The organism is Rugamonas aquatica (genome assembly GCF_009380215.1).
GTDB lineage: Bacteria > Pseudomonadota > Gammaproteobacteria > Burkholderiales > Burkholderiaceae_D > Rugamonas > Rugamonas aquatica_B.
In genome coordinates, this window is record NZ_WHUG01000001.1 from 569,456 (window position 1) to 593,447 (window position 23,992).

Sequence of the window (23,992 nt, forward strand, 5' to 3'; positions counted from 1 at the left end):
GTCAGCGGCGCAGCGTCAGCCCATCCAGCGCGATGGGCGCATCGGCGCCGCGCAGCATACCCGCCAGCAGGCTGGCGGTGCCGCAGGCGAAGGTAAAACCCAGCGGCCCGTGGCCGACGTTCAGCCACAGATTGTCGTAACGGGTCGCGCCGATGATGGGTGCGCTGTTGGGCGTGGCCGGACGCAGTCCCGCCCAAGCCTCGGCGCGCTCGTAGTCGGCGGCGTTCGGCATGGCTTCCTTCGACAGCCGCAGCAAGCTTTGCACGCGGCGCTGGTCGATGCGGTTGTCCGCGCCCACCATGTCCACCATCGCCGCCACGCGCAATTGCTTGCCGATGCGCGCATACAGCACCTTGCGTTCGAAGTCCGTCACGCTGATCGCGGGCGCCACATCGCGGGGACGGATAGGCGCGCTCAAGCTATAGCCTTTGAGCGGATACAGCGGCAGTTGAATTCCCGCCGTCGCCGCCAGGTCGCGGCTCTGGATGCCTGCCGCCAGCACGAACTGATCTGCCCGCAACGGGCCGGATGTCGTCTCCAACCCCGTCACCTTTCCGCCTTCGGTTCGTATCGCCGTCACATCGCAATGCAGAACGCCGCCAAAGTTACGGTGCGTTTGCAAGCGCCGCGCCAGCGCCACGCAGAAAGCATGGCAATCCGCCACCGCCTCGCCGGCATTGAAGATCCCTCCGGCCAGCTCGCCTTGCAATGCCGCCAGCGCCGGCTCGCGCAAGACCGTGCCGGCGGGCGTCAGCACCTCGGCATCGCTGGCGGCCAGCTTTGCGGCGCGCTCGAACAGCCGTGCGCTGCGGTACACCACCAGCTTGCCAGGATCGCGCCAGCCAAACTCGGACATAGGCAATTGCAGCGACAGCTCGCGCATCGCCTGGCGGCTGAGTTCCCCCAGTTGCAGCAGCGTTGCGGTGGTGCGCCGGTTGGCGCCGGCATTGCAGTTGCGTAGAAACTGGACCAGCCAACGCCATTGCCGCAGATCCGCCTCCGGCCGAAAACGCAGCGGGCCGTCTGCCTGAAGCAGCCAATGCAGCGCCTTCAGCGGCACGCCCGCATCGGCCAGCGGCGCCACGTAGCGATAGCTGAGCTGCCCGCCGTTGCGGAAGCTGGCCATGCTGCCCACTTCTGCCTCGCGCTCGACCAGCGTCACGCGATAGCCGGCCTCGGCCAGCCACCACGCGGAGGTCAGGCCCACCACGCCGCCGCCGATGACGATGATCTCGCTCATGATCTCACTGGCCGAGTATGGCGCGGCGATACAGCGCCGTCAGGATGCGCTCTTCGCTGCGCGTCATTGCAGAATAGCGGCCGGGATTGGCTTCCGGGTCGGCGCCAGTGCCGCCGATCAGCGACACCATGCCGTTGCCGCGCTCCAGATCGACGACGAACGTGGAGATCAAACCATACGCCTCGCCCAGATGCCCGGCCGCGCTGAAGCCGCCACCTTCGACCAGGCTGTCGCCGCCGAAACGCTGGCTGCCCAGACCCCAGCTCTGATACAGGCCGCGATACGTATCGCCGTTGCCGCCGTCGTACTTCCACTGCTGGCTGAACATCAGCGCCACCGATTCCGCTTGCAGGATCTGCTGCCCCTGATGCCGGCCCTGATGGATCAACATCAGCATGATCTTGCCCAGGTCGGAGGCCGAGATGCGCAGGCCACCGGTCGGACTGAACAACGTGCCGTTGCTGCCGACGACGTAGCTGCCGATATTGGCGGGCGCGGAGGGAGGGCGCACGCTGTAGTCGTCCACCTGCGCGATCCAGGGGCCATCGGCATTCCAGACCTCGGTATCGACGGTGCGCTTGCGGTACAGCGTCGCCACATCGTCAAGCTCGGTGGCGGAAAATTCGGCGGGATTGTAGCCGCCGCGCAGGCCCATCGGCTCCAGCAGCAGCCGCTTCATCAGCCGGTCGAAACGCTCGCCGCTGACTTTTTCCATGATGGTGCCGATCACGCCCCAGTTCAGGTTGGTGTACGTGAAGTAGGCGCCGGGCCGGGCATTGCCGGCCCACATGCCGACATCGCCGCCGGTCAGCTTGTCGCGGATGGCCACCTCAGCTCCCCAGAAATAGCCTGCATCATCCCGCAGCGACGAGGTATGCGTGAGCAGCATGCGCAAGGTAATCGCCTGGTCCGGGAAGTGCGGATTGCGCAGAGGATAGCCGAGATACTCGCCCACGTCCGTATCCAGCGCCAGCTTGTGCTGCTCCACCAGCCTCATCACGCCGAAGGTCGTCATCATCTTGGAGATCGATGCGATGCGATACAGCGTGTCGGCCGTGGCCGGCGCAGCATGAGCGCCGATGCGGCGCTGGCCGGTTTGAAACTGGTATTGCACCTTGCCGCCGCGCACAGCCAGCACCGACAGGCTCGCCAGCGGCATCGCCCGGTCGGCCGCGATGGCCGCCAGTTCCTGATCCAAAGTGGCGGCCAGACCGCCGCCGCTGACACCCGCCATCAGCAACATCCCCATCAAGGCCTGCATTTCACGTTTCATGTTGGCCCTCTTGTTCTCGATGGGAGCAAGAATACTGTGGGTGACGGGCCGTCGCCAATGAAAACCGGCTCTTGCCGTATAACTTTTCGGAATGCCCTCCCGGCAAGCTTTCATGGCCGCGAGCTGAGCTTCAAGATTAAACTGGCCATATGCTCAACACCGAAACCCCCAGCCAGGAACACGCCGGCCTGGACCAGTATCCGGTTGCCGAACTGGTCGACACGCTGATCGCCGACCAGTTCAACGCCATCGCCGCGGTTCACGCGGCGGCGGCGTCCATTACCGCAGCGGTGGACGAGGCCGCACCGCGCATCGCCGCTGGCGGCCGCCTGATCTACGTCGGCGCGGGTACCTCCGGCCGGCTCGGCGTGCTGGACGGCGTGGAGCTGCACCCGACTTTCTCGTGGCCGCATGAGCGTGCCTTGTCCCTGCTTGCTGGCGGCAAGGGCGCCATGTTTCAGGCCGTGGAGGGCGCCGAGGACGACAGCAAGCAAGGTTTCCTGGACCTGGCCGCCTTGCTGCCGCAAACGAACGACGTGGTCTTGCTGCTGGCCGCCTCCGGCAGCACGCCCTACGTGCTGGGCGCGCTGGACGCGGCCCGTACCGCCGGCGCGCTGACCATCGGCATCGCCAACAATCCCGACGCGCCCGTCGCCATGCGCGCCGAAATCGGCATCACGCTGGACACCGGGCCGGAAGTCATCTCGGGCAGCACCCGCCTGAAGGCCGGCACGTCGCAAAAGATCGTACTGAACACCATCTCCAGCGCCATCATGGTCCGGCTCAACAAGGTCTACGGCAATCTGATGGTCGACATGAAGGCCACCAACGCCAAGCTGGTGCGCCGCGCCGTCGCGCTGACCCGCCACGCCACCGGCGCCGACGAGGCCAGCGCCCATTTCGTGCTGGAGCAATGCGACTTCCACGTCAAGGTCGCGATCGTCGTGCTGAAATGCCAGGTGCCGATCGCGCGGGCGCGCGCCTTGCTCGCCCAAGCGGAAGGCAGCGTAAGGGCGGCACTCCTGCTACAGTAGCGCATCGTCATAGCGAAAGAGGAAGATGCGGCTGCGTCACATTGAAGTTTTCCACGCGATCATGCAAGTCGGTACCATCAGCGGCGCCGCCCAGGTGCTGCACATTTCGCAGCCGGCCGTCACCAAGGTGCTGCAGCACTGCGAACTGCAACTGGGCATGCCGCTGTTCGAACGCGTGCGCGGCAAGCTGTATCCCAAGCCGGAAGCGCATCGCCTGTTCGCCGAAACCGAAAAACTCAACCGCGACCTGCAAGGCATACGCCGCCTGGCCGCCAGCCTCAAGGGCCGCACGGTGGAAACCATCCGCCTGGTCTCGACGCCGACCGTGGCCGCCAGCGTGCTGCCGCAAGCGATGAGCAACTGGCGCCGCGCCTTCGCCGACACCCGCTGCGAACTGGCCACCCACCACACCAGCGAGATCGTCAACACCCTGCGCCTGGGCGAGGCCGACCTCGGCCTGTCGTTGCAAGACCCGCGTCATCCCGGCATCGTCGCCGAGCCCATCGCGCAGGGCGTGATGACGGTGATCGCACGGCCTGGCCGCTGGTCCGCCGCGCAAGAGGCCCAGCCATTCTCCGCGCCGCAGCTGGAGGGAGAACTGATAGGCTACGCCGACAACGACCCGCTCGGCGACCTGGTGCTGGCCGCCTGCGAAGCGCAGGGCATACAGCCGCATTTCCACACCGTCGTGCAGACCTACCAGATCGCCCGTTCGCTGGTTGAAACCGGCGGCGGCATGGCGGTGGTCGATCCGTTCACGGCAGCTTCCGGGCGCGGCCGCCTGCAGAGCCGGCCGTGGGCGCCGGAGATTCCGATCCAGCTCTACCTGCTCACGCCGGCCCACGCGCCGCTGTCCCACGGCGCCAGCCAGCTGGCCCGCAGCATCGCCGACGCCGCCCGCGCCTTGCTCGGCTAGTCTTTATTCCCGAGAAATGTGGCACAAATGATACAAGTGCCATTCCTGAAACCCGCCGTCACTGGCATGCTGCGGGTAAGAGCGCCAATTCATTACCAAAAGTTATGGCCGCAAAAGCTATTTTCATTGGCTGGCGAATGAAGCAAGGCGCTAATCTGAACAGATAACTAGTCAGATTCACCACAGGGAGAGACCGTGAAGGTTAAAAAACTGGCGCATATGATTGCGCTGATGGGCGTGTTCGTCCCGGCTGCGGGTACCGTGTTTGCGCAGGAGGTCATGCAGCGCGTGGAAATTACCGGCAGTAGCATCAAGCGTCTGGCGAAGGAGGGCGCGTTGCCGGTCCAGGTGATCGGCATCGACACCATCGAAAAATCCGGCATCACCAGCACTGAACAGCTGATCCGCAGCCTGTCCGCCAACGGCACCGGCGCCGACAATATGACTTCGGGGAACAACGTCTTCGGCGCGGATGCAGACCGCGTCAGCGGCGGCGCTTCGTACGCATCGCTGCGCGGGCTGGGACCGAACAGCACACTGGTGCTGCTCAACGGCCGCCGCATCGCCACCTTCGGCGCCAGCGCCAAGGCCGTCGACCTCAATGCGATCCCGCTGGGCGCCATCCAGCGCGTGGAGATCCTCAAGGACGGCGCCTCGGCCATCTACGGCACGGACGCCATCGGCGGCGTCATCAACTTCATCCTGCGCACCGACTATCACGGCGTTGAAGTCTCGCTCAACGACAATTTCACCCAGCATGGCGGCGGCGCGACGCGGCGCCTGTCGCTGCTGGGCGGCATCGGCTCTCTGGAGAACGAGGGCTACAACGTCATGGGCAGCATCACCTATGACAACAACGCAAAGCTCAGCTCGCGCGACCGCGTGTTTGCCAACGGCTTCCAGCCGGCACGCGGCCTGTCGCCGGACACCACCGGTACGCCATACGCCAACCAGTTGAGCGGCGCCGGCACTGCGCTGGGCACCGGCTTCAAGGTGCCGGGCGACAGCACCACCTATTTGCAAGCCAATCCCCTGAGCTTGCAGGGCAAGTGCGACTCCATCCCCGGCATGTCGCAGTACCAGACCGCGCTGTGGAAGGACGTTACCGCCGCCACGCGCAGCACCTATTCCTGCGCCTACGATTACGGCGCCGACTACATCATCACCGTTCCCGTCGAGCGCCTGAATGCGGTATCGCGCGGCACGCTCAAGCTTAACGGCGACCACAAGCTGTTTGTCGAAGCGCTGTTCGGCCACAACAAGGCCATCGCCGAGTTCACGCCGGTGCAGATCCAGACCTCGCTGGCAGCCGGCAACGCCTATCCGGTGGGCGGCGCCTACTACCAGGACTTGTCGGCCCTCATTCCGAGCTTCGACAAGACCAAGCCCATCATCTACAAATGGCGGGCCAACGCCTGGGGCAACCGCGTTCAGGAAAACGTCACCGACAACGCGCGCCTGCTGATCGGCGCCGAGGGTGTACTGCTCGGCAAATGGGACTACCGCGCCGGGCTGTCGCACGGCGAGAGCACCACCAAGACCGCGCTGCTGGACGGCTACGGCTACACCAGCAAGATCTACTCGGCGCTGGGCGGCGGCAAGATCAACCCCTGGCTGACCGCCGGCCAGACGCAGACGCAGGAAGCCATGGACCTGGTCGAGTCGACCAAATTCCGTGGCGCCTTCCAGCACGGCAAAACCAGCCTGACCCAGCTGGACGGCAACCTGTCCGGCGAGATCTGGCAAATGCCGTCCGGCCCGCTGTCGATGGCGGTCGGCTTCGACCTGCGCCGCGAAGGCTACGACTTCGGGCAGGACGTGGACGCCACGCAGATCCTGCTGTCCCCGGGGAATGCCGCGCTGAACAACGCCAGCCGCAACATCAAGGCGGTCTACACCGAATTGATCGTTCCCATCACCAGGGAACTTGAAACCCAGCTGGCCGTGCGCCGCGATCACTACAGCGTGTTCGGCGCGACCACCAATCCCAAGATCTCGTTCCGCTACCAGCCGAACAACGCGCTGCTGTTCCGTGGCTCGGCCAACAAGGGCTTCCTGGCGCCGAGCTTCACGCAGCTGTATTCCGGCCGTCTGTCGCAGGAACTGCCGAACGGCACCATCGATCCGATCTTCTGCCCGCAGCATCCCGGCGATCCGGCGTTTTGCGCGATCGCGCGGCTGCCGTACTTCAGCGGCGGCAATCCGGGCCTGAAGCCGGAGACCTCGAAGCAGGGCAGCCTGGGCATGGTGATCGAGCCGGTGCGCGGCTATTCGGCGTCGATCGACTACTGGGCGATCAACTCGCAGAACCGCATCCTGAACCGCACGCCGCAAATCGTGCTGGCCAACGCCGCGCTGCTGTCGCAAAACATTATCCGCAACCCGGACAACACGATCGCCTATGTCAACGCAGGCTGGATCAACGCGGCCGGCACCAAGACGCGCGGCGCCGACCTCAGCCTGCGCGGCGAAGGCAAGATCGACAGCTACAAGTGGGCGGTCAGCCTCGACGGCACCTACACGCAGAGCTTCAAGTTCGCCGAGATCGAAGGCCAGCCGTACAAGGAATACGTCGGCAACTTCTACACCCGCGACCTGTACCTGCGCTGGAAGCACAACGCCAGCATCAACCTGTCTCGCGGCGACTGGAGCGGCATGCTGATCCAGAACTACAGTTCCGGTTACAAGGACCAGCTGCCCAATGGCGGAAAGTCCGCGCCACCGGCCGGCTTCAATCCAGACGTTAAGGCTTACACCAAGTACGACCTGTCGGCCACCTACACCGGCTTCAAGAACGTCACGATCACGCTCGGCATCCAGAACCTGCTCGACACCGATCCGCCGTTCACCGCACACAATGTGGATGAAGTGGTGGGCGCGGGCTGGGATCCACGGGTGGCGGATCCGCGCGGACGTTCGCTGAACATCCTGCTCAAGTACAAGTTCCTGTAATGCCGGGAGCCTACAGCCGGCGGCAGTTCGGCAACGCGCTGGCCGCCGTGCTGGGGGCGGGCGCATTGCCTGCCGCCGCCGCGCCTGTCGGGAGGAAAAGCATGCGATTGATTAAGCCAGCGCGCCTGCGGGAAGGCGATCTGGTCGGCCTGATCGCGCCCAGCGGCCATACCAATGACGCCGCGCTGGCGCAGGCCGTCGCCAACATCGAATCGTTGGGGCTGCGGGTGAGACTGGGCGATAACATCAACTACGTCTATGGCAATTACGGCGGTACGGTCGAGCAGCGGCTGGCGGATCTGCATGCCATGTTCCTCGATCCCGAGATCAGGGCCGTGTGGGCGGTGCGCGGTGGCTCCGGCTGCATCTCGCTGCTGGAGCATATCGACTACCGGCTGATCCGCGCGCATCCCAAAGTGCTGATCGGCTATTCGGACATCACCTGCCTGCATCTGGCGTTGCTGAAGAAGGCGGGGCTGGTGACGTTTCACGGCCCAGTGGGCTCGTCCACGTTTTCGGAGTATTCGGTGGCGCAGATGCGCAGCGTGCTGATGACACCGCAAGACAACTACACCATCACCATGTGCGCGGACAACCCGCCGCCACGCACCGTGCACGCGGGTGTCGCAACGGGCCGGCTCATCGGTGGCAACCTGTCGCTGGTTAGCGCGCTGGCCGGCACGCCGTATGCGGCCGACTTCAAGGACTGCATACTTTACCTGGAAGAAGTCAATGAGGAACCGTACCGCATCGACCGCATGATGACGCAACTTCAGCTCAGCCAAGGCTATCGCAATGCCGCAGCCGTCGTGCTAGGCATCTTCGAGAATTGCGAGGGCGCCGATGGTGAAAGCGCGCTGTCGCTGGAGGACACGGTCGACCAGCACCTGCTGCCGCTGACCCGTCCGGCCGTGGCGGGCTATTCCTTCGGCCATATCCGCAATCAGTTCACCATCCCCGTCGGTCTGCGCGCCAGGCTGGACACGCAGCGGCACACGCTAACTTTGCTGGAGTCCGCCGTTATGTAAGACCGTTGGTGCGATAGAATAGGACGAATGAAAAAACGCTTACTTCTCCTGCTTATCGTTTGTGCCTTCGTTGCTTGCTCCCGCTCCTCCAGCGATGGCGTAACGTTTATCGTGAAGAACGTCAGCACGGAGCCACTCCGCTCCATGGTCGTCCACGTCACTGGAAATTCCTATGCCATTGGCGATATTGAAGCAGGCGCCAGCAAGTCGGTGGTGCTACATCCGACGTCCGATTCGCACGTTGAACTCGCCTTCACCGATCATCCCCGACTAAAGGTCGACTGCTATCTGGAGTATGGCTATGGCGGAACACTAGCCACCGAGATTACCGTCGATAGAGTCGTGGCCGTCAAAGACTCCACGATCCGTCGATAGCCACAATCTACGTCGGCGCCCAGACGCTCGCAACAATACCTTCACGTTGCCGGCGCCGCGCAGCCATAGCGATCACGGCCAGCGCCAACGCGCCGCAGACTGCCGCAATGTCGATGCCCGCAGCATGGTCCCAAGCCGGGCCTGATCCCATCAAGCGCCACAGCGTCGCCGCCGGTATCGCCAGCGTCGCTGCGGCGGCGAACCATGACAGTTCCGCGCCGGCCCTGGCTGCGCCGCGCCAGAACGCCCAACCGCAGCACAGCACAAACGTCGCGTAATACAAGGGCATATGCCAATCGTTTAAACGTTCGACGTGGCCATGCAGCAGCTTGGCCGCCGCTATCGTCACCGACATGCCGGCGATGCTGCCGACGCAAACGCCCACCGTCGCCGCCGACAACCAATAGGCCGCGCGCCGCTGCAACACGGGGCCATCGCCGCGCGCGTTCTTGCGGCGGGTTTCTATCCACAGCAGATTGCCGGTGTAGAACAGCACCGCGCCGCCCAAGCCCAAGGCAAAATACGCCCAGCGCACCGGCTCGCCTCCAAAGGTGCCGAAGTGCAGCGAGAACGCGGCCGATACCGGCGCCGTCCAGCTGTTCTGCGTGCCGGGGAAGTAGCTGGTGTCGACGATCTCGCCGCTGACCGGGCTCATCAACAGAAAACCTTCGCGCCGCAACATGAAGCGCGGGTCGGCGCCGGAGATACGCACCGTGGCGCCAGCCGTGCCCGGCGCGCGGTACTGCATGGCCGCCGGTTCGAAATGCGGCGCATAGTCGTGCAAGCGCGCCAGCAGCACTTGCGGCGGCAGCATGGGCGCTGGATGCTTGTCCGGCTTGACCGCGCTGTTGGGGCTGGATGCCTTCATGATCTCGGCCATGTTGCCGTTGTAGACCAGCTTTTCCTGAATATCGTAGATCTTGTCGTGCAGCCCGAAGATAATGGCCGTCACGGCAATGACGATATGGAAAGGCAGGCTGGCGATGCCGATCGCATTGTGCGCGTCCAGCCACATGCGCTTGAGATTCTTGCCGACCCTGAGCGCAAAGAAGTCCTTCACCAGCGAAGGCAGCACGATGATGGTGCCCGATACCAGCGCCACCGCATACAGCAAGCTGATCAGGCCCATGATGAACTCGGCCACCTCCGCGTTGCCCGGCAGTCCGCCGGTGCGGTGCAGATGGTCGATGAACTGCGCCATGCCGGACGGCGCCGCCTGCTCGATGCGCAGTGCGTCGTCCGCTCCGTAGTCGGCAGTCCAGGGCTGGCGATCGCCGCGACCCTTGGTCCAGGTGATGCGGGCCGGCACCTGTTCGTCATCGCGCAGATGCAGCGTGAAGTCCTTGCGGGCATCGGGACATGCCGCCAGCGTATCGCCGATCAGCGCCGCGCTGCGGTCCAGCGACGACAACGCCGGCCGTGACGGTGGCGACGACCAGCGCGACAGCGGTTCCTCGAACATGGTCAGCGCCCCGGCGTAGAAGGCGATGAACAGCAGGAACCCGCAGACGATGCCGGTCCAGGTATGGACGGATTTGTAGACTCGGATGATATCGGCGCGCATCGTGTAGCTTCAGCAAAGGAATTGACGACAAGCCAGCAGCGCGGCCGCAGCCAGCACCGTGGCGCCACCCAGCCAGCGCCAGGCCTGCGCGCCGCTACGGAAGAAATATACCGACGACATCACGCCCGCCCAGACCGGCGCGGTGATCCACATCGTGGCCTGGAACTTGTTCGGAGCGCCGGGACCGCCCGGCGTCAACCAGGCGAACAGCCCGCTGGCCAGCAGGCACAAGGCCAGGCCCAGAACGAAACCGGCCAGGGATTTGCTCAACCAGTCCGGCTGGATGGCGGCAGGTTTGTTCAACGTGCTCTCCTCAAAGTGCGCCAGGCCGCCAGATAGGGCAGCACGGCAAACAGGATCATGGTCAAGGTCAGCACCGCGAACAGCGCCGTCGCCACCTGCGCTTGCGACAGCCACAACAGCAAGGCAGCCGCCAACGCCAGGCTGGCTGCCCAGCGCGCAGGCTTGGCGGGCAGCGCCTGCGACGCCCATTGCTGACGCGGCGCCGACAGATAAAACAGCACGGCCGAGACCAGATTCAGCGCCACCGCCAGCCCGATTAGCAATGGATGCATCATCGCTCCAGGAAGAATTCCAACCCGCGCGACAGGGCGGGGAACAAGGCCGAACCGTGGTTCTCGCGCGGCAGCTCGATGAAGCCGACGCGCGCCAGTCCAAGCGCCTGCTTCTGCGCATCCAGCTGCGCCGCCAGGTCGCGCGCTTCATCGACCATCTTCTTTTGCGCCAGCGCGGCGGTGCGCTCGCTGGGCTTGGCTGTTGGCGGACTGGCCGTTTGTTCCAACTCGCCGACGGTCAGCAGTACCTGTGGTTTCTGTTTGCGGTTGTCAGCCAGGCCCGCGACTTCGCTCAGCACAAAACGCTCGCTGAACCAGATCGATGGACTGGCCGCGATGTAAGTCTGGAACGCCGCAGGCCGCGTGAACAGCGCGTGCAATGCGAACAGGCCGCCGTACGAATGGCCGAACAGCGCTTGCCGCTGCGGGTCGATCGGCACGGTGGCCTGTATCAAAGGCTTCAGCTCCTGCTCGATAAAGTCGAGGAACAGGTCGGCGCCGCCTTCGCCTTTGGCCGCCTTGCCTGCCGCTGCCGGCGTGTAGTCGCGTGCGCGCGCCGTTGCGTCGAAATCCTCGCCGCTGGCGTAGCCGATGCCCACCACCACCGGAGCGTGCAGGCCCGTTACCTTACTGCGCCGGGCTACCGTGCGCGCCATCAGCGCTACGCTGGGGAAGGCGGCGTTGCCGTCGAGGACGTACATCACCGGATGGCCGCCGGCCGGCACCGCCGTCTCCGGCACGCTGATGAAGATGCGATAGCGATGACCCGTGCGTGCGGACGGCAGGTCCAGCTGCTGCGCCTGCGGCAGACTGGCAGCGTGCCACGCCGGCGCCGGCACGCTGGCCGTCTGCACGGCGCGGGCCGGCATCAACACGCCAGCCAGCAAACCGGCCGCGCCGGAGAGGAAGGCGCGGCGCATCAGAAGTCCACCGAGGCCGACAATTTATACACGCGGCCCGCGCCCTGCGTCACGTAGCCGTCGTTGAACGAACCAGCCCAATAGCTCTTGTTGGCGACGTTCTCGACGTTGGCGCGCAGTTGCAGCGTATGGTCCAGCCAGCGCACGCTGTGGCGGGCGCCCAGGTCGATGCGGGTCCAGCTGTCGATCTGCTGCGTGTTGGCGCTGTTGACGTACTGGCTGCCGGTGTAGACCAGGCGCGCATTCAGGCTCAGGCCATTGGCGCCCGGCACGGTCCAGTCGCCGCCCAGGTTGGCTTTCCATTTCGGCGTGCCGTAGATGGTCTTGCCGGTCAGCGCCGCAGCGGATGCGCGCGTCATCTTGCTGTCCGTGTAGGCGGCGCCGCCCAGGATGCGTAGCGAGCCGATCTGGCCGAAGGTGTTCCACTCCACGCCGCGATTACGCTGCTTGCCGTCGGCGTTGTAGGTGTTGCTGGCAGTGTCCTTGACCATGCTTGGACGGTCGATCTGGAACACGCTGATGGTGTTGCCGTACTCGCCCTGATCCCACTTCACGCCGCCCTCGACCTGTTTGCTCTTGTATGGCGCGAAGACGGTGCCGTAGTTGCTGGCGGCAGTGTCGGTGACGGTGCCGCCCTGGCTCAGGCCTTCGATGTAGTTGGCGTACAGCGAAATCGCCGGCGACCACGGCTTGACGACGATGCCCACGGCCGGCGTCAGCGCGCGTTTGTCGTAGTCGGAGGTGACGGCGCCGTTGGACGGGTTCAGCGTACGGGTCTTGACCTGTTGCTCACGCGCGCCTATGGTCAATAGCACCTTGTCGTCGGCAAATGCCAGCGTGTCTGCCAGCGCCAGGCTGCGCAGCGCGGTATCGCCGGTCTTCGGCGCCGGACCGGGATCGGCGCCCAGCGCCGGCGTGGTCGGGTTGTAGATGTTGGATTTGTAGTCGGCGCTGGTGCGCGGCGCGGCGCGACCGGTGTCGAATTCCAGCGAAGTCACGCTGACCACCGCCTGATGGCGTACCGGGCCGGTGACGAAGCGTCCGCGCAGGCCCACTTCGCCGGAGGTCGTATCGACCGAGCCGCGCTGGTGGAAGGTGTTGCCGACATAATCACCGGCAGCGTTGCGTATCGCCGCACGGGTGCCGTTGATGTAGCCGGAGTAGCGATAGCGCAGCTGGCCCAGCGCGGCGTACGCGGTCAGGGTATCGTTGAAATCGTAGCTGGCGCGCACGGCGACGGCGTCGTTCTCCAGCTTGCCGTAGATGCCGTGCAGCAGATTAGTGCCGGTCTTTGGCGGCGCGATCACGCCGGTGGTCGGAAACGACGCCATCCAGGAACTGCCGTTATCGATATTCTCGCGGTTGGTGTAGGCGTCGAACGCCAGGTTCAGCTGCGTGCCGCGATAGTCCAGCGCGATGGCGGCCAGCGTGCGTTGCTTCTTCTGATCGTCCACGCCGACCTTGCCGTCGCGGTAGCCGCCGTTGAAACGCACGCCGTAACGGCCGCCTTCGCCAAAGCGCTGACCCGCATCCAGGTGCACGCCATATTGCGAATCGGAGGTGTAGTCGGTGGTCAGGCGCAGCAGCGGCTTGTCGGCGGCGCGTTTCGGTATCAGGTTGATGACGCCGCCCACGCCGCCCTGCGGCGACATGCCGCCCAGCAGCGCGCCCGGTCCTTTCAACACTTCGACACGCTCGATGAACTCGGTTGGCGCGTGGCCGTATGGCGACAGGCCGTACAAGCCGTTGAAGGCCAGGTCTTCACCATTGATTTCGAAGCCGCGTATGCTGAAGTTCTCGTAGATATGGCCTTCGGACGTGGTGAAACGCACCGATGGATCGTTCAGCAGCACGGCCGCCACGGTCGAGGCTTGCTGGTCTTCGATCAGGCCGGCCGTGTAGGCGGTCAGGTTGAAGGGCGCGTCCATGGTGCTGGTGCTGCCCAGGATGCCGAGTTGCGCGCCGCGCGCGACCTGGCCGCCGGCGTACACACGCGGCAGCTCATCGGCCAGCAGCGAGGAATTGACCGTCACCGGCGCCAGCGCCTGATCGTTGCGCTGTGGCGTCGCCGCCGGCACGGCAGGCTTGGGTTGCAGCACATAGCCAGCACTGGTCTTGCCAATCACGTAGGGGCTGTCGCGCAGCAGGGCGTTGAAACCATCGCCCACGCTGTAGTTGCCTTTGAGGCCGGGGCTGCGCAGGCCTTGCACCTTGTCGGCGTCGAGCGCCACGGAGACGCCGGCCTGCTGGGCGTAACGGTTCAGGGCGTCGGCCAGCGGGCCGGCGGGGATGTCGTATTGCGGATTGGCGTTTTGCGCCATGGCGGCGTTGCTTGCGGCGATGGCGAGCGCGCCGCTGAAGGCGAGTCGCAGGGCCAGTGTCAGCGGGGCCAGCGCGGTGCGGAGTGGAGCGTGTTGGTGCTTGAACATGAGTTTCGGATTCCTGTTGGTCTGAATGAACTTGCTTACACAGACCTTGACGCGCGAAAAACGCCAACCGGAACCAGTTTCGCAAAAATATTTTCAGGAGGCCGGCGCGTCCACCATCACCACGTAGGGCGTGACGGTGCGTATGCGCAGCGCCGGGAAGCTGCTCAGCAGCAGATGCAGTGCGCGGTCGGTGTCGTCCAGCGGCAGCACGGCGCTGACGCGCATGGCGGCGATCTGCCGGCTGTCGTACTGGATGAAGCCGCGGCGGTGGCGGGCCAGCTCGTCCAGCACTTCGGACAGCGGGCGATTCCGCACCACCAGTTGATGATCGCGCCAGGCGTCGGCCACGCTGCCGGGATCGACGGTCTGGACCAGGCCGACGCCGTGTGCGGTGATGCGGACTTTTTCGCCGGCCGTTACCACTGTGGCCGGGGACTGCAGGTCTTTGTCGCGCACTTCGGTTTTCGATTCCAGCATCGCCAGATCGGTGGCGCCGCCGCTGCGTTCCACCACGAAGCGGGTGCCGAGCGCGCGGATGCTGCCTTCAGCGGTCTGCACCAGGAACGGCCGAGCGGGATCGCGCGCCACGTCGACCAGCACTTCGCCCCGCAGCAGTCGGATCACGCGCTGCCCCTGGCTGAATCGCAGATCGACCGCGCTGCCGCTGTTGAGCGTGATGCGGCTGCCATCGGCCAGGGTGCTGGTCTTCCACTCGCCGGTGCCGGTGCGAACGTCGGCCATCAGCACAGATGGTTCCAGGGACGGCACGCCGAGTGCAGTCAGGCCAGTCAGCAACGCCACGGCCAATGCCACACCGGCCGCAGCGACGGTCTTCCTGCCGGCCCGGCGGCGCGTATCCGACGCTGCCAGCGCGACGCGGGCAGGGCGGCCGTTGAAGGCATCGATCTGGCCCAGCATCGCTTCCATGCGCAGCGCTGCGGCGGCATGGCGCGGATCGGCCTGTTTCCATGCGTCGAAGCCGGAGCGCGCTGCGGCACGGGCGGCGGGGTCGTCGCCGGTCAGGGAAATGATCCAGTCTGCGGCCTGGGCGGCGATGCGGCCTTGTTCGGTACTCAGAGGCACGGTTGACCGATCGCTTCGTCGCAGCCCAGCAGCGCCTGCACCAGGTATTTGTGGACCATGCGGGTCGACACGCCCAGCCGATCGGCGATGACTGCGTGGCTCTCGCCGTCCAGATAGTGCATCAGGAAAGCCTCGCGGGCGCGCGACGACAGTTGCTCCAGCGCGCAGGCGATGCGCTCCAGCGATTGCACGGCCTGCAGGATTTCCTCGGGCGACGGGAAGCAGGGCAATTGTCCGGCCAGCGCTTCCAGCTCCAGCATGTAGGCCTGCTCGATGGCGTGACGGCGGCTGCGGTCGACCAGCAGGCGCTTGGCGGTGGTGGTCAGAAAAGCGCGCGGTTCGGCCAGTTGGGGGAGATTGTCGCTGGCGGCGATCAGTCGCAAGAAAGTATCCTGCGCCACATCCGCCGCATAATGGGCGCAACCGAGACGCTTGCGCAGCCAGCCCAGCAACCACGCATGGTGCTCGCCGTAAAGCGACGCCATGTCTTGCCGGATCGGGTACTGAGCAATCGTCATGCTGGACTAGATGTGAATAAGAATTATTCTCATTCTAACCCGATTCTTTGCGTTGATGCAATTGGCGGGCCAAGCCCATCGACGATTGAGCGTATATACTGCGTCCTTTTTTAAGGTTCAAGGAAAGCCATGTCCAGCCCTACTGAGTTGCGTGCCTACGCGTTGCATTGCCTGCTGGAGAGCGACCCCGGCGTCAAAGTCGCGGCGGTCGCGGCCATGGCGGCGGCCTCGCATGAGGGGCAGTGCGGACTGGAGCCGGCTATCTCGATCGAGGCGCACGGTGCCATCCCCGGCCGGCCAGAGAAACCGGAACTGGTGCCGCCGCTGTCGGTAGGCCGCCGCTCGATGGCCACGGTGGAAGGCCGCGCCATGCTGATCCACGCGCTGGCCCATATCGAATTCAACGCCGTCAACCTGGCGCTCGATGCCTTGTGGCGCTTCCCCGATCTGCCGATGGAGTACTACATCGACTGGCTGCGCGTGTCGGCAGAGGAAGCCACGCACTTCGCGATGCTGGCCGCCCACCTGCAAACGCTGGGCTACAGCTACGGCGACTTCCCGGCCCACGACAGTCTGTGGGAAATGGTCGGCAAGACCACGGAAGACGTGCTGGCCCGCATGGCGCTGGTGCCGCGCACACTGGAGGCGCGCGGCCTGGATGCGATCCCGCCGCTGCGCGCCAAACTGGCCCAGGCCGGCGACCGCGAGGCGGCGGCCATCCTGGACATCATCCTGCGCGACGAGGTCGGCCACGTGGAGATCGGCAACCGCTGGTACAACTACCTGTGCCAGCAGCGCGGCCTGGAACCGCGGGTCACCTACGCCGAGCTGGCGGTGCGCTACAAGGCGCCCACTCCGCGCGGCCCGTTCAATATCGAAGCCCGCCTGAAAGCCGGATTCAGCGAGGCGGAAGTGCGCGCCCTGCACGGCGAAGCGACCTAGATACCGCCAACACCGCTGCTTTGCAGCCGTTGTGTGAGCAATCGAACACTCTTGCGCCGGAAAACGTTTACCATGGAGATCGCCGATACCAGCCAGAGGATGCGATTCCATGAACGACTTCAGCGACATCAACCAGGCCAGGCGCGATCTGCTGATTGCAGGCGCCTTGTCCGCCACCGCCGCAGCGGTGCCGCCGCTGGCCTCCGCCCAGCAGGCCATGCCACCCAATCCAGACCCGATCATGGCCCGTTACGCCATCCAGATCAACGGCAAGACCGAGCACCTGAGTCTGGACACCCGCACCACGTTGCTGGACGCCTTGCGCGAGCATCTGCACCTCACCGGCACCAAGAAGGGTTGCGATCACGGCCAGTGCGGCGCCTGCACGGTCATCGTCGACGGCCGCCGCATCAATTCCTGCCTGACGCTGGCGGTGATGCATGAAGGCGCCAAAGTCACCACCATCGAAGGGCTGGGCAGCCAGGACAAGCTGCATCCCATGCAGGCCGCCTTCATCAAGCATGACGGCTACCAGTGCGGCTACTGCACGCCGGGGCAGATCTGCTCCGCCGTGTCCGCGCTCGATGAAATCAAGCAGGGCATACCCAGCCACGTCAGCGCCGACCTGAACGCGAAACCATTGCTCAGCGCGGAAGAGCTGCGCGAGCGCATGAGCGGCAATATCTGCCGCTGCGGCGCCTATTCCAACATCATCGACGCCATCACCGAAGTCGCCGGGAGGCCAGCATGAAGGTCTTCAGCTATCAACGCGCGCATTCGCCCGCCGAGGCAGCCGCCGCAGCGCTGCGCGTGCCGGGCGCCAAGTTCATCGCCGGCGGCACCAATCTGCTCGACCTGATGAAGCTGGAGATCGAAGCGCCGACCCACCTCATCGACGTCAACGGCCTCGGGCTGGACAAGATCGAAGCCACCGCGCAGGGCGGCCTGCGGATCGGCGCGCTGGTGCGCAACACCGACCTGGCCGCCGACCTGCGCGTGCGGCGCGATTACGCCGTGCTGTCGCGGGCCTTGCTGGCCGGGGCCTCGGCCCAGTTGCGCAACAAGGCCTCCACCGCAGGCAATCTGTTGCAGCGCACGCGCTGCCCGTACTTCTACGACACCAACCAGGCCTGCAACAAGCGCGCGCCTGGCAGCGGTTGTGCGGCCATCGGTGGCTACAGCCGCAACCATGCGGTGCTGGGCGCGAGCGATGCCTGCATCGCCACCCATCCCAGCGACATGGCGGTCGCCATGCATCTGCTGGACGCCATTGTGGAAACGGTGCGACCGGATGGCTCGTCCCGAACGATACCGATAGCCGACTTCCACAAGCTGCCCGGCAACACGCCGCATATCGAGCACGCGCTGCAGGCCGGCGAGCTGATTACCGCCGTCACGCTGCCCACGCCTACGGGTGGAACGCACATCTACCGCAAGGTGCGCGATCGTGCCTCGTATGCATTCGCGCTGATCTCGGTGGCGGCCATCGTGCAGGCTGACGGCAGCGGCAAGGTCGCGCTGGGCGGCGTCGCCCACAAGCCGTGGCGCATGCCGGCCGCCGATGCCAGCATGCCCAACGGCGGCAAAGCCGTGGCCGAACAGCTGCTGGCCGGCGCCAGGACCACGGCCGACAATGCATTCAAGCTCACCCTGGTCCAACGCACGCTCAACGCTGTGCTGGCGGAAGCGAAGAAAGGCTGATCCCATGAAATTCACCACGCCCGCCACCACCAATCCCATCGACCAGTTGAAGATCATCGGCAAGCCGGTCGATCGTATCGACGGCCCGCTCAAGACTACCGGCGCAGCAATTTATGCCTACGAACAGCACGCCGCCGCACCGAATGCCGCGTATGGCTACATCGTCGGCGCCGGCATCGCCAAGGGGCGCATCGCATCAATCTCGCTGGACAAGGCCGCGCGCGCGCCCGGCGTGATCGCCATCGTCACGGCCGACAGCGCCGGCAAGCTGGGCAAAGGTAAGATGAACACAGCCAAGCTGCTGGCCGGGCCGGAGATCCAGCATTACCACCAGGCCGTTGCCTTGGTGGTGGCCGAGACCTTCGAACAAGCCCGCGCCGCCGCCCAGCTGGTGCAGATTAAATACACGCCGCAAAAGGGCGCCTACCACCTGGCGGCCGCCAAGGATCAGGCGGTCCAGCCCGAAGGCAAGAACAACAAGGACAGCATCACCGGCGACTTCGACGGCGCTTACGCCGGTGCGCCGGTGCGGCTCGATTCCAGCTACACCACGCCCGACCAGTCGCACGCGATGATGGAGCCGCACGCCACCATCGCCGCCTGGGATGCAAGCGGCAAGCTCACCGTCTGGACCGCGAACCAGATGATCGACTGGGGCAAGAGCGACCTGGCCAAAACGCTGGGCATCCCGAAGGAAAACGTGCGCCTGATTTCTCCCTACATCGGCGGCGGCTTCGGCGGCAAACTGTTCGTGCGGGCCGAGGCCTTGCTGGCCGCGCTGGGCGCGAAAGCGGCGAAGCGGCCGGTGAAGGTAGCCCTGCAACGGCCGCTGATGTTCAACAACACCACGCACCGGCCCGCGACGATACAGCGCATCCGCATCGGCGCCAGCCGCGAAGGCAAGATCGTCGCCATCGGCCACGAGAGCTGGTCCGGCGACCTGCCCGGCGGCGGACCCGAAACCGCCGTCCAGCAAACCCGGCTGCTTTACGCGGCCCCGCACCGCATGACGAAGATGCGGCTGGCCGTGCTCGATCTGCCCGAGGGCAATGCGATGCGTGCGCCGGGCGAGGCGCCGGGTCTGATGGCGTTGGAAATCGCCATGGACGAAATGGCCGAGAAACTGAAAATGGATCCGGTCACGTTCCGCGTCATCAACGACACCAGTTCCGATCCCGAGAAGAAGGAGCGCAAGTTCTCGCAGCGTCGCCTGGTCGAATGCCTGCGCACGGGCGCCGACAAGTTCGGTTGGAGCCGGCGCAGCGCCCAGCCCGGCAAGCTGCGCGAAGGCCGCTGGCTGATCGGCATGGGCGTGGCCGCCGCCTTCCGCAACAACCTGGTGATGAAGTCCGCGGCACGCGTGCGATTGGACCGCAACGGCATCGTCACGGTGGAAACCGACATGACCGACATCGGCACCGGCAGCTACACCATCATCGCGCAGACCGCCGCCGAGATGATGGGCGTGCAGCTGTCCAGGGTGGTGGTGAAGCTGGGCGATTCCTCGTTCCCGGTGTCGGCCGGTTCGGGAGGGCAGTGGGGCGCCAACAGTTCGACGGCCGGCGTGTACGCCGCCTGCGTCAAATTGCGCGAAGCGGCGGCGCAGAAGCTGGGCCTTGATCCGGTCGATGCCGCGTTTGCCGAGGGCCGCGTCAGCGCGGGCGGGCGCTCCTTGCCATTGGTCCAGGCCGCCGTCGATGGCGAACTGGTGGCAGAAGACATGATGGAATACGGCGACCTGGACAAGAAGTTCCAGCAATCGACCTTCGGCGCGCACTTTGTCGAAGTGGCCGTCGATGCCGCCACCGGCGAGACGCGCATCCGGCGCATGCTGGCGGTGTGCGCGGCCGGCCGCATCCTCAACCCCAAGTCGGCGCGCAGCCAGGTGATAGGCGCGATGACCATGGGCGCTGGCGCGGCGTTGATGGAGGATCTGGTGGTGGACCAGCGCGGCGGCTTCTTCGTCAACCACGACCTGGCCGGCTACGAAGTGCCGGTGCATGCCGACATCCCGCACCAGGACGTGATCTTCCTCGACGAAACCGATCCCATCTCCTCGCCGATGAAGGCCAAGGGCGTGGGCGAGCTGGGTATTTGCGGCGTTGGCGCCGCGATCGCCAATGCGGTCTACAACGCGACCGGCGTGCGCGTGCGCGACTACCCGATCACGCTGGACAAGCTGATCGAAAAACTGCCGGAGGCCGGCTAGAACGTCTTGCCCAACCGTAGGCCAATGGTGCGCGGCCGGCTGATCGCGACGCGGCGCGTGTTGGGCAGGTCGGCCGAGATGGCCACGGGCAGGCCGGTCTGGCCGATCTTGTCGAGCAGGTTGTCGACAAAGAAGGTGGCGTTCCAGCTCGGGTTCTTGCCGGCCGGTTGCCAGCCCAGCTTGAAATTCAGCTGCGAAAAACCGGCGCGGCGATAGAAGGGGCTGCTGCGGTCGTACAGCGAATTCGCGCCGCCGGTGTAGGTGGCGTCCAGCCTGCCGAATGCCGCGTGGCGTTCGCCGATGTTCCAGTTGTACTCGGCCGCCGCGCTGCCGCTCCAGCGCGGCACGTCCAGCAACGCATCGCCTTGTTTGGCGCCGGTGCCTGGCACGTCGTTGTTGAGCGTGGCGTTGACGTAGCCCGCCGTGGCGCGCAGCATCAGGCGCGGCGTGGCCTGGAAGGACGCCTCCAACTCGCCACCCTTGCTGCGCGCCGAGCCGAAATTGGCCGTGATGTTGAAGCCGCATTGCAGCACGATCTGCTGCTGCACCTTGCTCCAGTCTATCGAGTAGACCGAGCCGTTGACGGTGAGCCGGCGGTTCAGCCACTGCGTCTTGGCGCCGACTTCGTAGTTCCACAAACTGTCGGGCGAGAAGGTTTGCAGTGCGCTTGGACTCAGGCCCAGCTTGGCGACTTCGCTGGCGCACAGCGCGGCGGGCGCCGGATTGTTGGGGCCGCCGGGGCGATAGCCCTTGGATGCAGTCGCATACAGCATCGCATCCGGCGTCGCCTGCCAGGAAAGGTTGAGCTTGGGATTGTAGCCGTGGTCGCGGGAGCTGCCGGTAATGGCGGACGGCCCGCCGTTGAACAAGCCGTCGCCTTGCTGCGCAAAGCCCTGGCTGACGCGGAAGGCGCGCACGCCTAGCCGCGCTATCCACGCCGGCGCCAGTTGATAGCTGCCCTCTGCGAACACGGCCGTCTCGCGCACCGTAGCCTGGCGCGCACCTTTGAAGAAGCTGCCGTAGTCGGTGCCGAACTTGCTGTTGTAGCCCGCCGGCACAGGGATCTCCGAAGCCAGCGGCGCATCGACGTGGTGGTAGTAGGCGCCGGCGATCATTTGCAGCGGCCCGCTGAAGTCGGACACCATCCGCACTTCCTGCGTGAACTCGCGGTTGATGTAATCGCCATGCATGCCGCCGGGGTAGACCGAGCTTTGCGGCGTGGGCGAGAAGAAGTAGTACAGCACCTTGGACGCATCCTCGTCGACCGACACGCGCCGGTTGTAGTAGGAGGTGGACGATACCAACTCGTAGCGCGCAAAGTTCTTGCGTATCGTCAGGTTGGACAGCGTGGAGTTCTGCACGCTGGGCTCCGCCACCAGCCGTGTCTGGATCAGGCGGTCCAGGCTGCCGGGCGGCACATCGATCTGGAACGGCGCGCCGAGCAGCATGTGCTGGTAGTACAGCGACGCATTCGCCACCAGGCCTGCGCCCAGGTTCAGGCGCAGCGCGAGCCGCGCACCCTTGGTCCGCTCGGTGTTGACGTTGTCCAGGCGCGCGCCGCCGGGCGCAATGGCCAGGATGTCGTTGAGGGCGACCGGGTAGCGGTCGATATAGCCATCCTGGTTGCGGTAGTAGACACCCACGCGCACCGCCGCCGCGCCATCGCCCAGCGGGACGTTGATGCTGGCATTGCCTTCCTCGTTCCAGCCGCCTTGGGTGTGCGACAGCACGGCGCTGGCCTTGCCGCCCAAACGATTCAGGTCCGGCTGCGTGCTGACGTACTTGACGGTGCCGCCCATGGAGCTGGACCCGTACAGAGTACCCTGCGGGCCGCGCAGCACCTCGACGCGGGCGATATCGAAAATGGCCGGATCGATCAAGCCGCGCAGCGACAGCAGCGCCGCGTTGCTGGAGGCGGCGATGGGCGTGTCGTCCAGATAGTAGCCGACCGTACCGGCAGTCCCTGCCACCGACGAAATGCCGCGAATGATGAGGATATTCTGGCCTGGACCGGACGATACCACCGTCAGCCCCGGTGTCTGCCGGGCGATGTCCGACACGTGTTCGACGCCCATATGCTCAAGATCCCGCTGGTCCAGCGCCGTCACGCTGAGCGGCACGCTTTGCAAAGCTTCCGAGCGCTTCTGCGCCGTCACCAGCACTTGTTCGATGGGACCACTCTGAACCTGTGCATGCGCTGCGGCCGCGCCCAGCGCGCCGCAAGCCAGCGCCACGGTTGACGGTATGGTTCGTATCGAAGGTGGACGCATCGTGCTTCTCCTCGGATCGGATAACAGACAGCTAGGGTGGTGGTATGCGCTTCTGCGGCATCGTGGCCAACAGGGCTTTGCGCGTTTCGTTCTGCAGGCGCAGCAACTGGCCGCTGTCCTGCAGTTGCCGGTAGCCTTGCTCGAAACGGTCCAGCAGCTCGCGCGCGTTAGGCAGATCGCGCCGCAGCACGACATAGGTGGGCACCGCCGCTATCGGTTTGGACTGGTAGCTGAGGCGCGCTTGCTCGGCCTCGGTGAGCGAGGTCTGCATCAGCATCTTGCCGGCTTCTTCCTCCATCGGGAACAGGTCGATGCGGCCAAGCAGCAGCTTACGCATATTGTTCAAGTCGCCCGCGGCCTCCTGCACTTGCAGCTTGCGTTGCGCATGCAGGGCCGAGAACTCGTCCGAATAGTGATCGCCCAGGGTGGTGCCGATCTGGTACTTGCCCAGTTCGGCCAGCGAATTCCAGTTCAGCTGCATATCGCGGCGCTGGAAGAACACCATGCGGAAGGTGTAGATCGACGTGTCCGAATACAACAACTTGCGGTCGCGTTCCGGCGTGTGCGCCCAGCCGAAGCCGCCGTCGTACAAACCCATCATCACGCCGGTGATCGCGCGGTTGCTGGATACGCGCTCGAATTTGACGGTGACGTTGCTGGCCTTGAACGCTTCCACCACCACGCGCGTCAGCAGGCCGCCGTAGGGCAGGTCGAGGCCGATAAAGGGAGGGTAGTCGTGGATGGTGAGCGTGACGGAGAGCGGGGCGTCGGCACGGGCTATCGGAGTCGCCAACGCGAAGAACAACAGCGTAAGCAGATACGCGCGGCGCCGGGGAGGGACCGGAGAACCGTAGCCAATTGCACGACACGGAAGGCGCATATGCATAAGTTGATACGGGAAATGATCTTTCCTTCATCTTACGACCAACCGGCAAGCGCGAGCATATTTTTTGTGCGGCAAGC

Annotated in this window: 20 protein-coding genes; 9 read left to right on the forward strand and 11 right to left on the reverse strand. The window is 65.2% G+C overall.

All coding sequences use genetic code 11. The features are described 5' to 3' along the window. Position 1 precedes the first annotated feature (1 nt). Both GEV02_RS02505 and GEV02_RS02510 read right to left on the reverse strand, forming a co-directional pair. On the reverse strand, positions 2-1,240 hold the full coding sequence (locus GEV02_RS02505) for a D-amino acid dehydrogenase (RefSeq protein WP_152836351.1): 1,239 nt from the start codon (positions 1,238-1,240) through the stop codon (positions 2-4). A gap of 4 nt (positions 1,241-1,244) precedes the next feature. Then, positions 1,245-2,513, reverse strand: a complete 1,269-nt coding sequence (locus tag GEV02_RS02510) for a serine hydrolase domain-containing protein (protein WP_152836352.1) — start codon at positions 2,511-2,513, stop codon at positions 1,245-1,247. Between the two features lie 149 nt (positions 2,514-2,662). On the opposite strand from GEV02_RS02510, the gene GEV02_RS02515 reads away from it, so the two are divergent. The 5 genes from GEV02_RS02515 to GEV02_RS02535 all read left to right on the forward strand — a co-directional run bounded on the left by GEV02_RS02515 (position 2,663) and on the right by GEV02_RS02535 (position 8,818). Further along, positions 2,663-3,547: an N-acetylmuramic acid 6-phosphate etherase gene (locus GEV02_RS02515; protein WP_152836353.1), complete on the forward strand. Its 885-nt coding sequence runs from the start codon at positions 2,663-2,665 to the stop codon at positions 3,545-3,547. Positions 3,548-3,572: 25 nt separating this feature from the next. Then, positions 3,573-4,463: a LysR family transcriptional regulator gene (locus GEV02_RS02520; protein WP_152836354.1), complete on the forward strand. Its 891-nt coding sequence runs from the start codon at positions 3,573-3,575 to the stop codon at positions 4,461-4,463. 195 nt (positions 4,464-4,658) lie between these two features. Continuing rightward, the gene (locus GEV02_RS02525) at positions 4,659-7,415 is read left to right on the forward strand and encodes a TonB-dependent receptor (RefSeq protein WP_328595695.1); all 2,757 of its coding nucleotides are present in this window, start codon (positions 4,659-4,661) and stop codon (positions 7,413-7,415) included. After that, on the forward strand, positions 7,415-8,443 hold the full coding sequence (locus GEV02_RS02530) for a S66 peptidase family protein (RefSeq protein WP_152836355.1): 1,029 nt from the start codon (positions 7,415-7,417) through the stop codon (positions 8,441-8,443). The genes GEV02_RS02525 and GEV02_RS02530 overlap by 1 nt, the downstream gene beginning before the upstream one ends. A 27-nt stretch (positions 8,444-8,470) precedes the next feature. Next, complete coding sequence (locus GEV02_RS02535) at positions 8,471-8,818, forward strand: hypothetical protein (RefSeq protein WP_152836356.1); 348 nt, start codon at positions 8,471-8,473, stop codon at positions 8,816-8,818. A gap of 7 nt (positions 8,819-8,825) precedes the next feature. Here the strand turns inward: GEV02_RS02535 and GEV02_RS02540 are convergent, their stop codons facing one another. The 7 genes from GEV02_RS02540 to GEV02_RS02570 form a co-directional block, all read right to left on the reverse strand. Next, positions 8,826-10,382, reverse strand: a complete 1,557-nt coding sequence (locus GEV02_RS02540; RefSeq protein WP_152836357.1) for a PepSY-associated TM helix domain-containing protein — start codon at positions 10,380-10,382, stop codon at positions 8,826-8,828. Positions 10,383-10,391: 9 nt separating this feature from the next. Then, on the reverse strand, positions 10,392-10,685 hold the full coding sequence (locus tag GEV02_RS02545) for a hypothetical protein (RefSeq protein ID WP_152836358.1): 294 nt from the start codon (positions 10,683-10,685) through the stop codon (positions 10,392-10,394). After that, positions 10,682-10,957: a hypothetical protein gene (locus GEV02_RS02550; protein ID WP_152836359.1), complete on the reverse strand. Its 276-nt coding sequence runs from the start codon at positions 10,955-10,957 to the stop codon at positions 10,682-10,684. The genes GEV02_RS02545 and GEV02_RS02550 overlap by 4 nt, the downstream gene beginning before the upstream one ends. After that, positions 10,957-11,877 carry an alpha/beta hydrolase gene (locus tag GEV02_RS02555; protein ID WP_152836360.1) on the reverse strand — a complete coding sequence of 307 codons (921 nt, stop codon included), beginning with the start codon at positions 11,875-11,877 and terminating at the stop codon, positions 10,957-10,959. The genes GEV02_RS02550 and GEV02_RS02555 overlap by 1 nt, the downstream gene beginning before the upstream one ends. After that, entirely contained in the window at positions 11,877-14,306 is a 2,430-nt protein-coding gene (locus GEV02_RS02560; RefSeq protein ID WP_152836361.1) for a TonB-dependent receptor, read from the reverse strand. The genes GEV02_RS02555 and GEV02_RS02560 overlap by 1 nt, the downstream gene beginning before the upstream one ends. 93 nt (positions 14,307-14,399) lie before the next feature. Beyond that, positions 14,400-15,389, reverse strand: a complete 990-nt coding sequence (locus tag GEV02_RS02565) for a FecR family protein (protein WP_328595696.1) — start codon at positions 15,387-15,389, stop codon at positions 14,400-14,402. Next, positions 15,380-15,907 (reverse strand): sigma-70 family RNA polymerase sigma factor, encoded by a 528-nt coding sequence (locus GEV02_RS02570; RefSeq protein ID WP_152836362.1) that lies wholly within the window; start codon positions 15,905-15,907, stop codon positions 15,380-15,382. The genes GEV02_RS02565 and GEV02_RS02570 overlap by 10 nt, the downstream gene beginning before the upstream one ends. 129 nt (positions 15,908-16,036) lie before the next feature. Between GEV02_RS02570 and GEV02_RS02575 the strand changes: the two genes are divergently transcribed. The 4 genes from GEV02_RS02575 (at position 16,037) to paoC (ending at position 20,759) form a co-directional block, all read left to right on the forward strand. Next, entirely contained in the window at positions 16,037-16,849 is an 813-nt protein-coding gene (locus GEV02_RS02575) for a ferritin-like domain-containing protein (protein ID WP_152836363.1), read from the forward strand. A 109-nt stretch (positions 16,850-16,958) separates the two neighbouring features. Further along, positions 16,959-17,600 carry an aldehyde dehydrogenase iron-sulfur subunit PaoA gene (gene paoA, locus GEV02_RS02580; protein WP_152836364.1) on the forward strand — a complete coding sequence of 214 codons (642 nt, stop codon included), beginning with the start codon at positions 16,959-16,961 and terminating at the stop codon, positions 17,598-17,600. Further along, positions 17,597-18,550 carry an FAD binding domain-containing protein gene (locus GEV02_RS02585; protein ID WP_152836365.1) on the forward strand — a complete coding sequence of 318 codons (954 nt, stop codon included), beginning with the start codon at positions 17,597-17,599 and terminating at the stop codon, positions 18,548-18,550. Before paoA ends, GEV02_RS02585 begins: the two co-directional genes overlap by 4 nt. A 4-nt stretch (positions 18,551-18,554) precedes the next feature. Beyond that, complete coding sequence (paoC, locus tag GEV02_RS02590) at positions 18,555-20,759, forward strand: aldehyde oxidoreductase molybdenum-binding subunit PaoC (protein WP_152836366.1); 2,205 nt, start codon at positions 18,555-18,557, stop codon at positions 20,757-20,759. On the opposite strand, the gene GEV02_RS02595 is transcribed toward paoC, so the two are convergent. Both GEV02_RS02595 and GEV02_RS02600 read right to left on the reverse strand, forming a co-directional pair. Next, on the reverse strand, positions 20,756-23,029 hold the full coding sequence (locus GEV02_RS02595; protein ID WP_152836367.1) for a TonB-dependent receptor: 2,274 nt from the start codon (positions 23,027-23,029) through the stop codon (positions 20,756-20,758). The genes paoC and GEV02_RS02595 overlap by 4 nt on opposite strands. A 31-nt stretch (positions 23,030-23,060) precedes the next feature. Further along, the gene (locus GEV02_RS02600; protein ID WP_235922606.1) at positions 23,061-23,822 is read right to left on the reverse strand and encodes a substrate-binding periplasmic protein; all 762 of its coding nucleotides are present in this window, start codon (positions 23,820-23,822) and stop codon (positions 23,061-23,063) included. Between the last annotated feature and the right edge of the window lie 170 nt (positions 23,823-23,992).

Bases quoted from the DNA above. Each gene is read 5' to 3' on its own strand.
- GEV02_RS02505 (WP_152836351.1), bottom strand. From the start codon at position 1,240: ATGAGCGAGATCATCGTCATCGGCGGCGGCGTGGTGGGCCTGACCTCC.
- GEV02_RS02510 (WP_152836352.1), bottom strand. From the start codon at position 2,513: ATGAAACGTGAAATGCAGGCCTTGATGGGGATGTTGCTGATGGCGGGT.
- GEV02_RS02515 (WP_152836353.1), top strand. From the start codon at position 2,663: ATGCTCAACACCGAAACCCCCAGCCAGGAACACGCCGGCCTGGACCAG.
- GEV02_RS02520 (WP_152836354.1), top strand. From the start codon at position 3,573: ATGCGGCTGCGTCACATTGAAGTTTTCCACGCGATCATGCAAGTCGGT.
- GEV02_RS02530 (WP_152836355.1), top strand. From the start codon at position 7,415: ATGCCGGGAGCCTACAGCCGGCGGCAGTTCGGCAACGCGCTGGCCGCC.
- GEV02_RS02535 (WP_152836356.1), top strand. From the start codon at position 8,471: ATGAAAAAACGCTTACTTCTCCTGCTTATCGTTTGTGCCTTCGTTGCT.
- GEV02_RS02540 (WP_152836357.1), bottom strand. From the start codon at position 10,382: ATGCGCGCCGATATCATCCGAGTCTACAAATCCGTCCATACCTGGACC.
- GEV02_RS02550 (WP_152836359.1), bottom strand. From the start codon at position 10,957: ATGCATCCATTGCTAATCGGGCTGGCGGTGGCGCTGAATCTGGTCTCG.
- GEV02_RS02555 (WP_152836360.1), bottom strand. From the start codon at position 11,877: ATGCGCCGCGCCTTCCTCTCCGGCGCGGCCGGTTTGCTGGCTGGCGTG.
- GEV02_RS02560 (WP_152836361.1), bottom strand. From the start codon at position 14,306: ATGTTCAAGCACCAACACGCTCCACTCCGCACCGCGCTGGCCCCGCTG.
- GEV02_RS02570 (WP_152836362.1), bottom strand. From the start codon at position 15,907: ATGACGATTGCTCAGTACCCGATCCGGCAAGACATGGCGTCGCTTTAC.
- GEV02_RS02575 (WP_152836363.1), top strand. From the start codon at position 16,037: ATGTCCAGCCCTACTGAGTTGCGTGCCTACGCGTTGCATTGCCTGCTG.
- paoA (WP_152836364.1), top strand. From the start codon at position 16,959: ATGAACGACTTCAGCGACATCAACCAGGCCAGGCGCGATCTGCTGATT.
- GEV02_RS02585 (WP_152836365.1), top strand. From the start codon at position 17,597: ATGAAGGTCTTCAGCTATCAACGCGCGCATTCGCCCGCCGAGGCAGCC.
- paoC (WP_152836366.1), top strand. From the start codon at position 18,555: ATGAAATTCACCACGCCCGCCACCACCAATCCCATCGACCAGTTGAAG.
- GEV02_RS02595 (WP_152836367.1), bottom strand. From the start codon at position 23,029: ATGCGTCCACCTTCGATACGAACCATACCGTCAACCGTGGCGCTGGCT.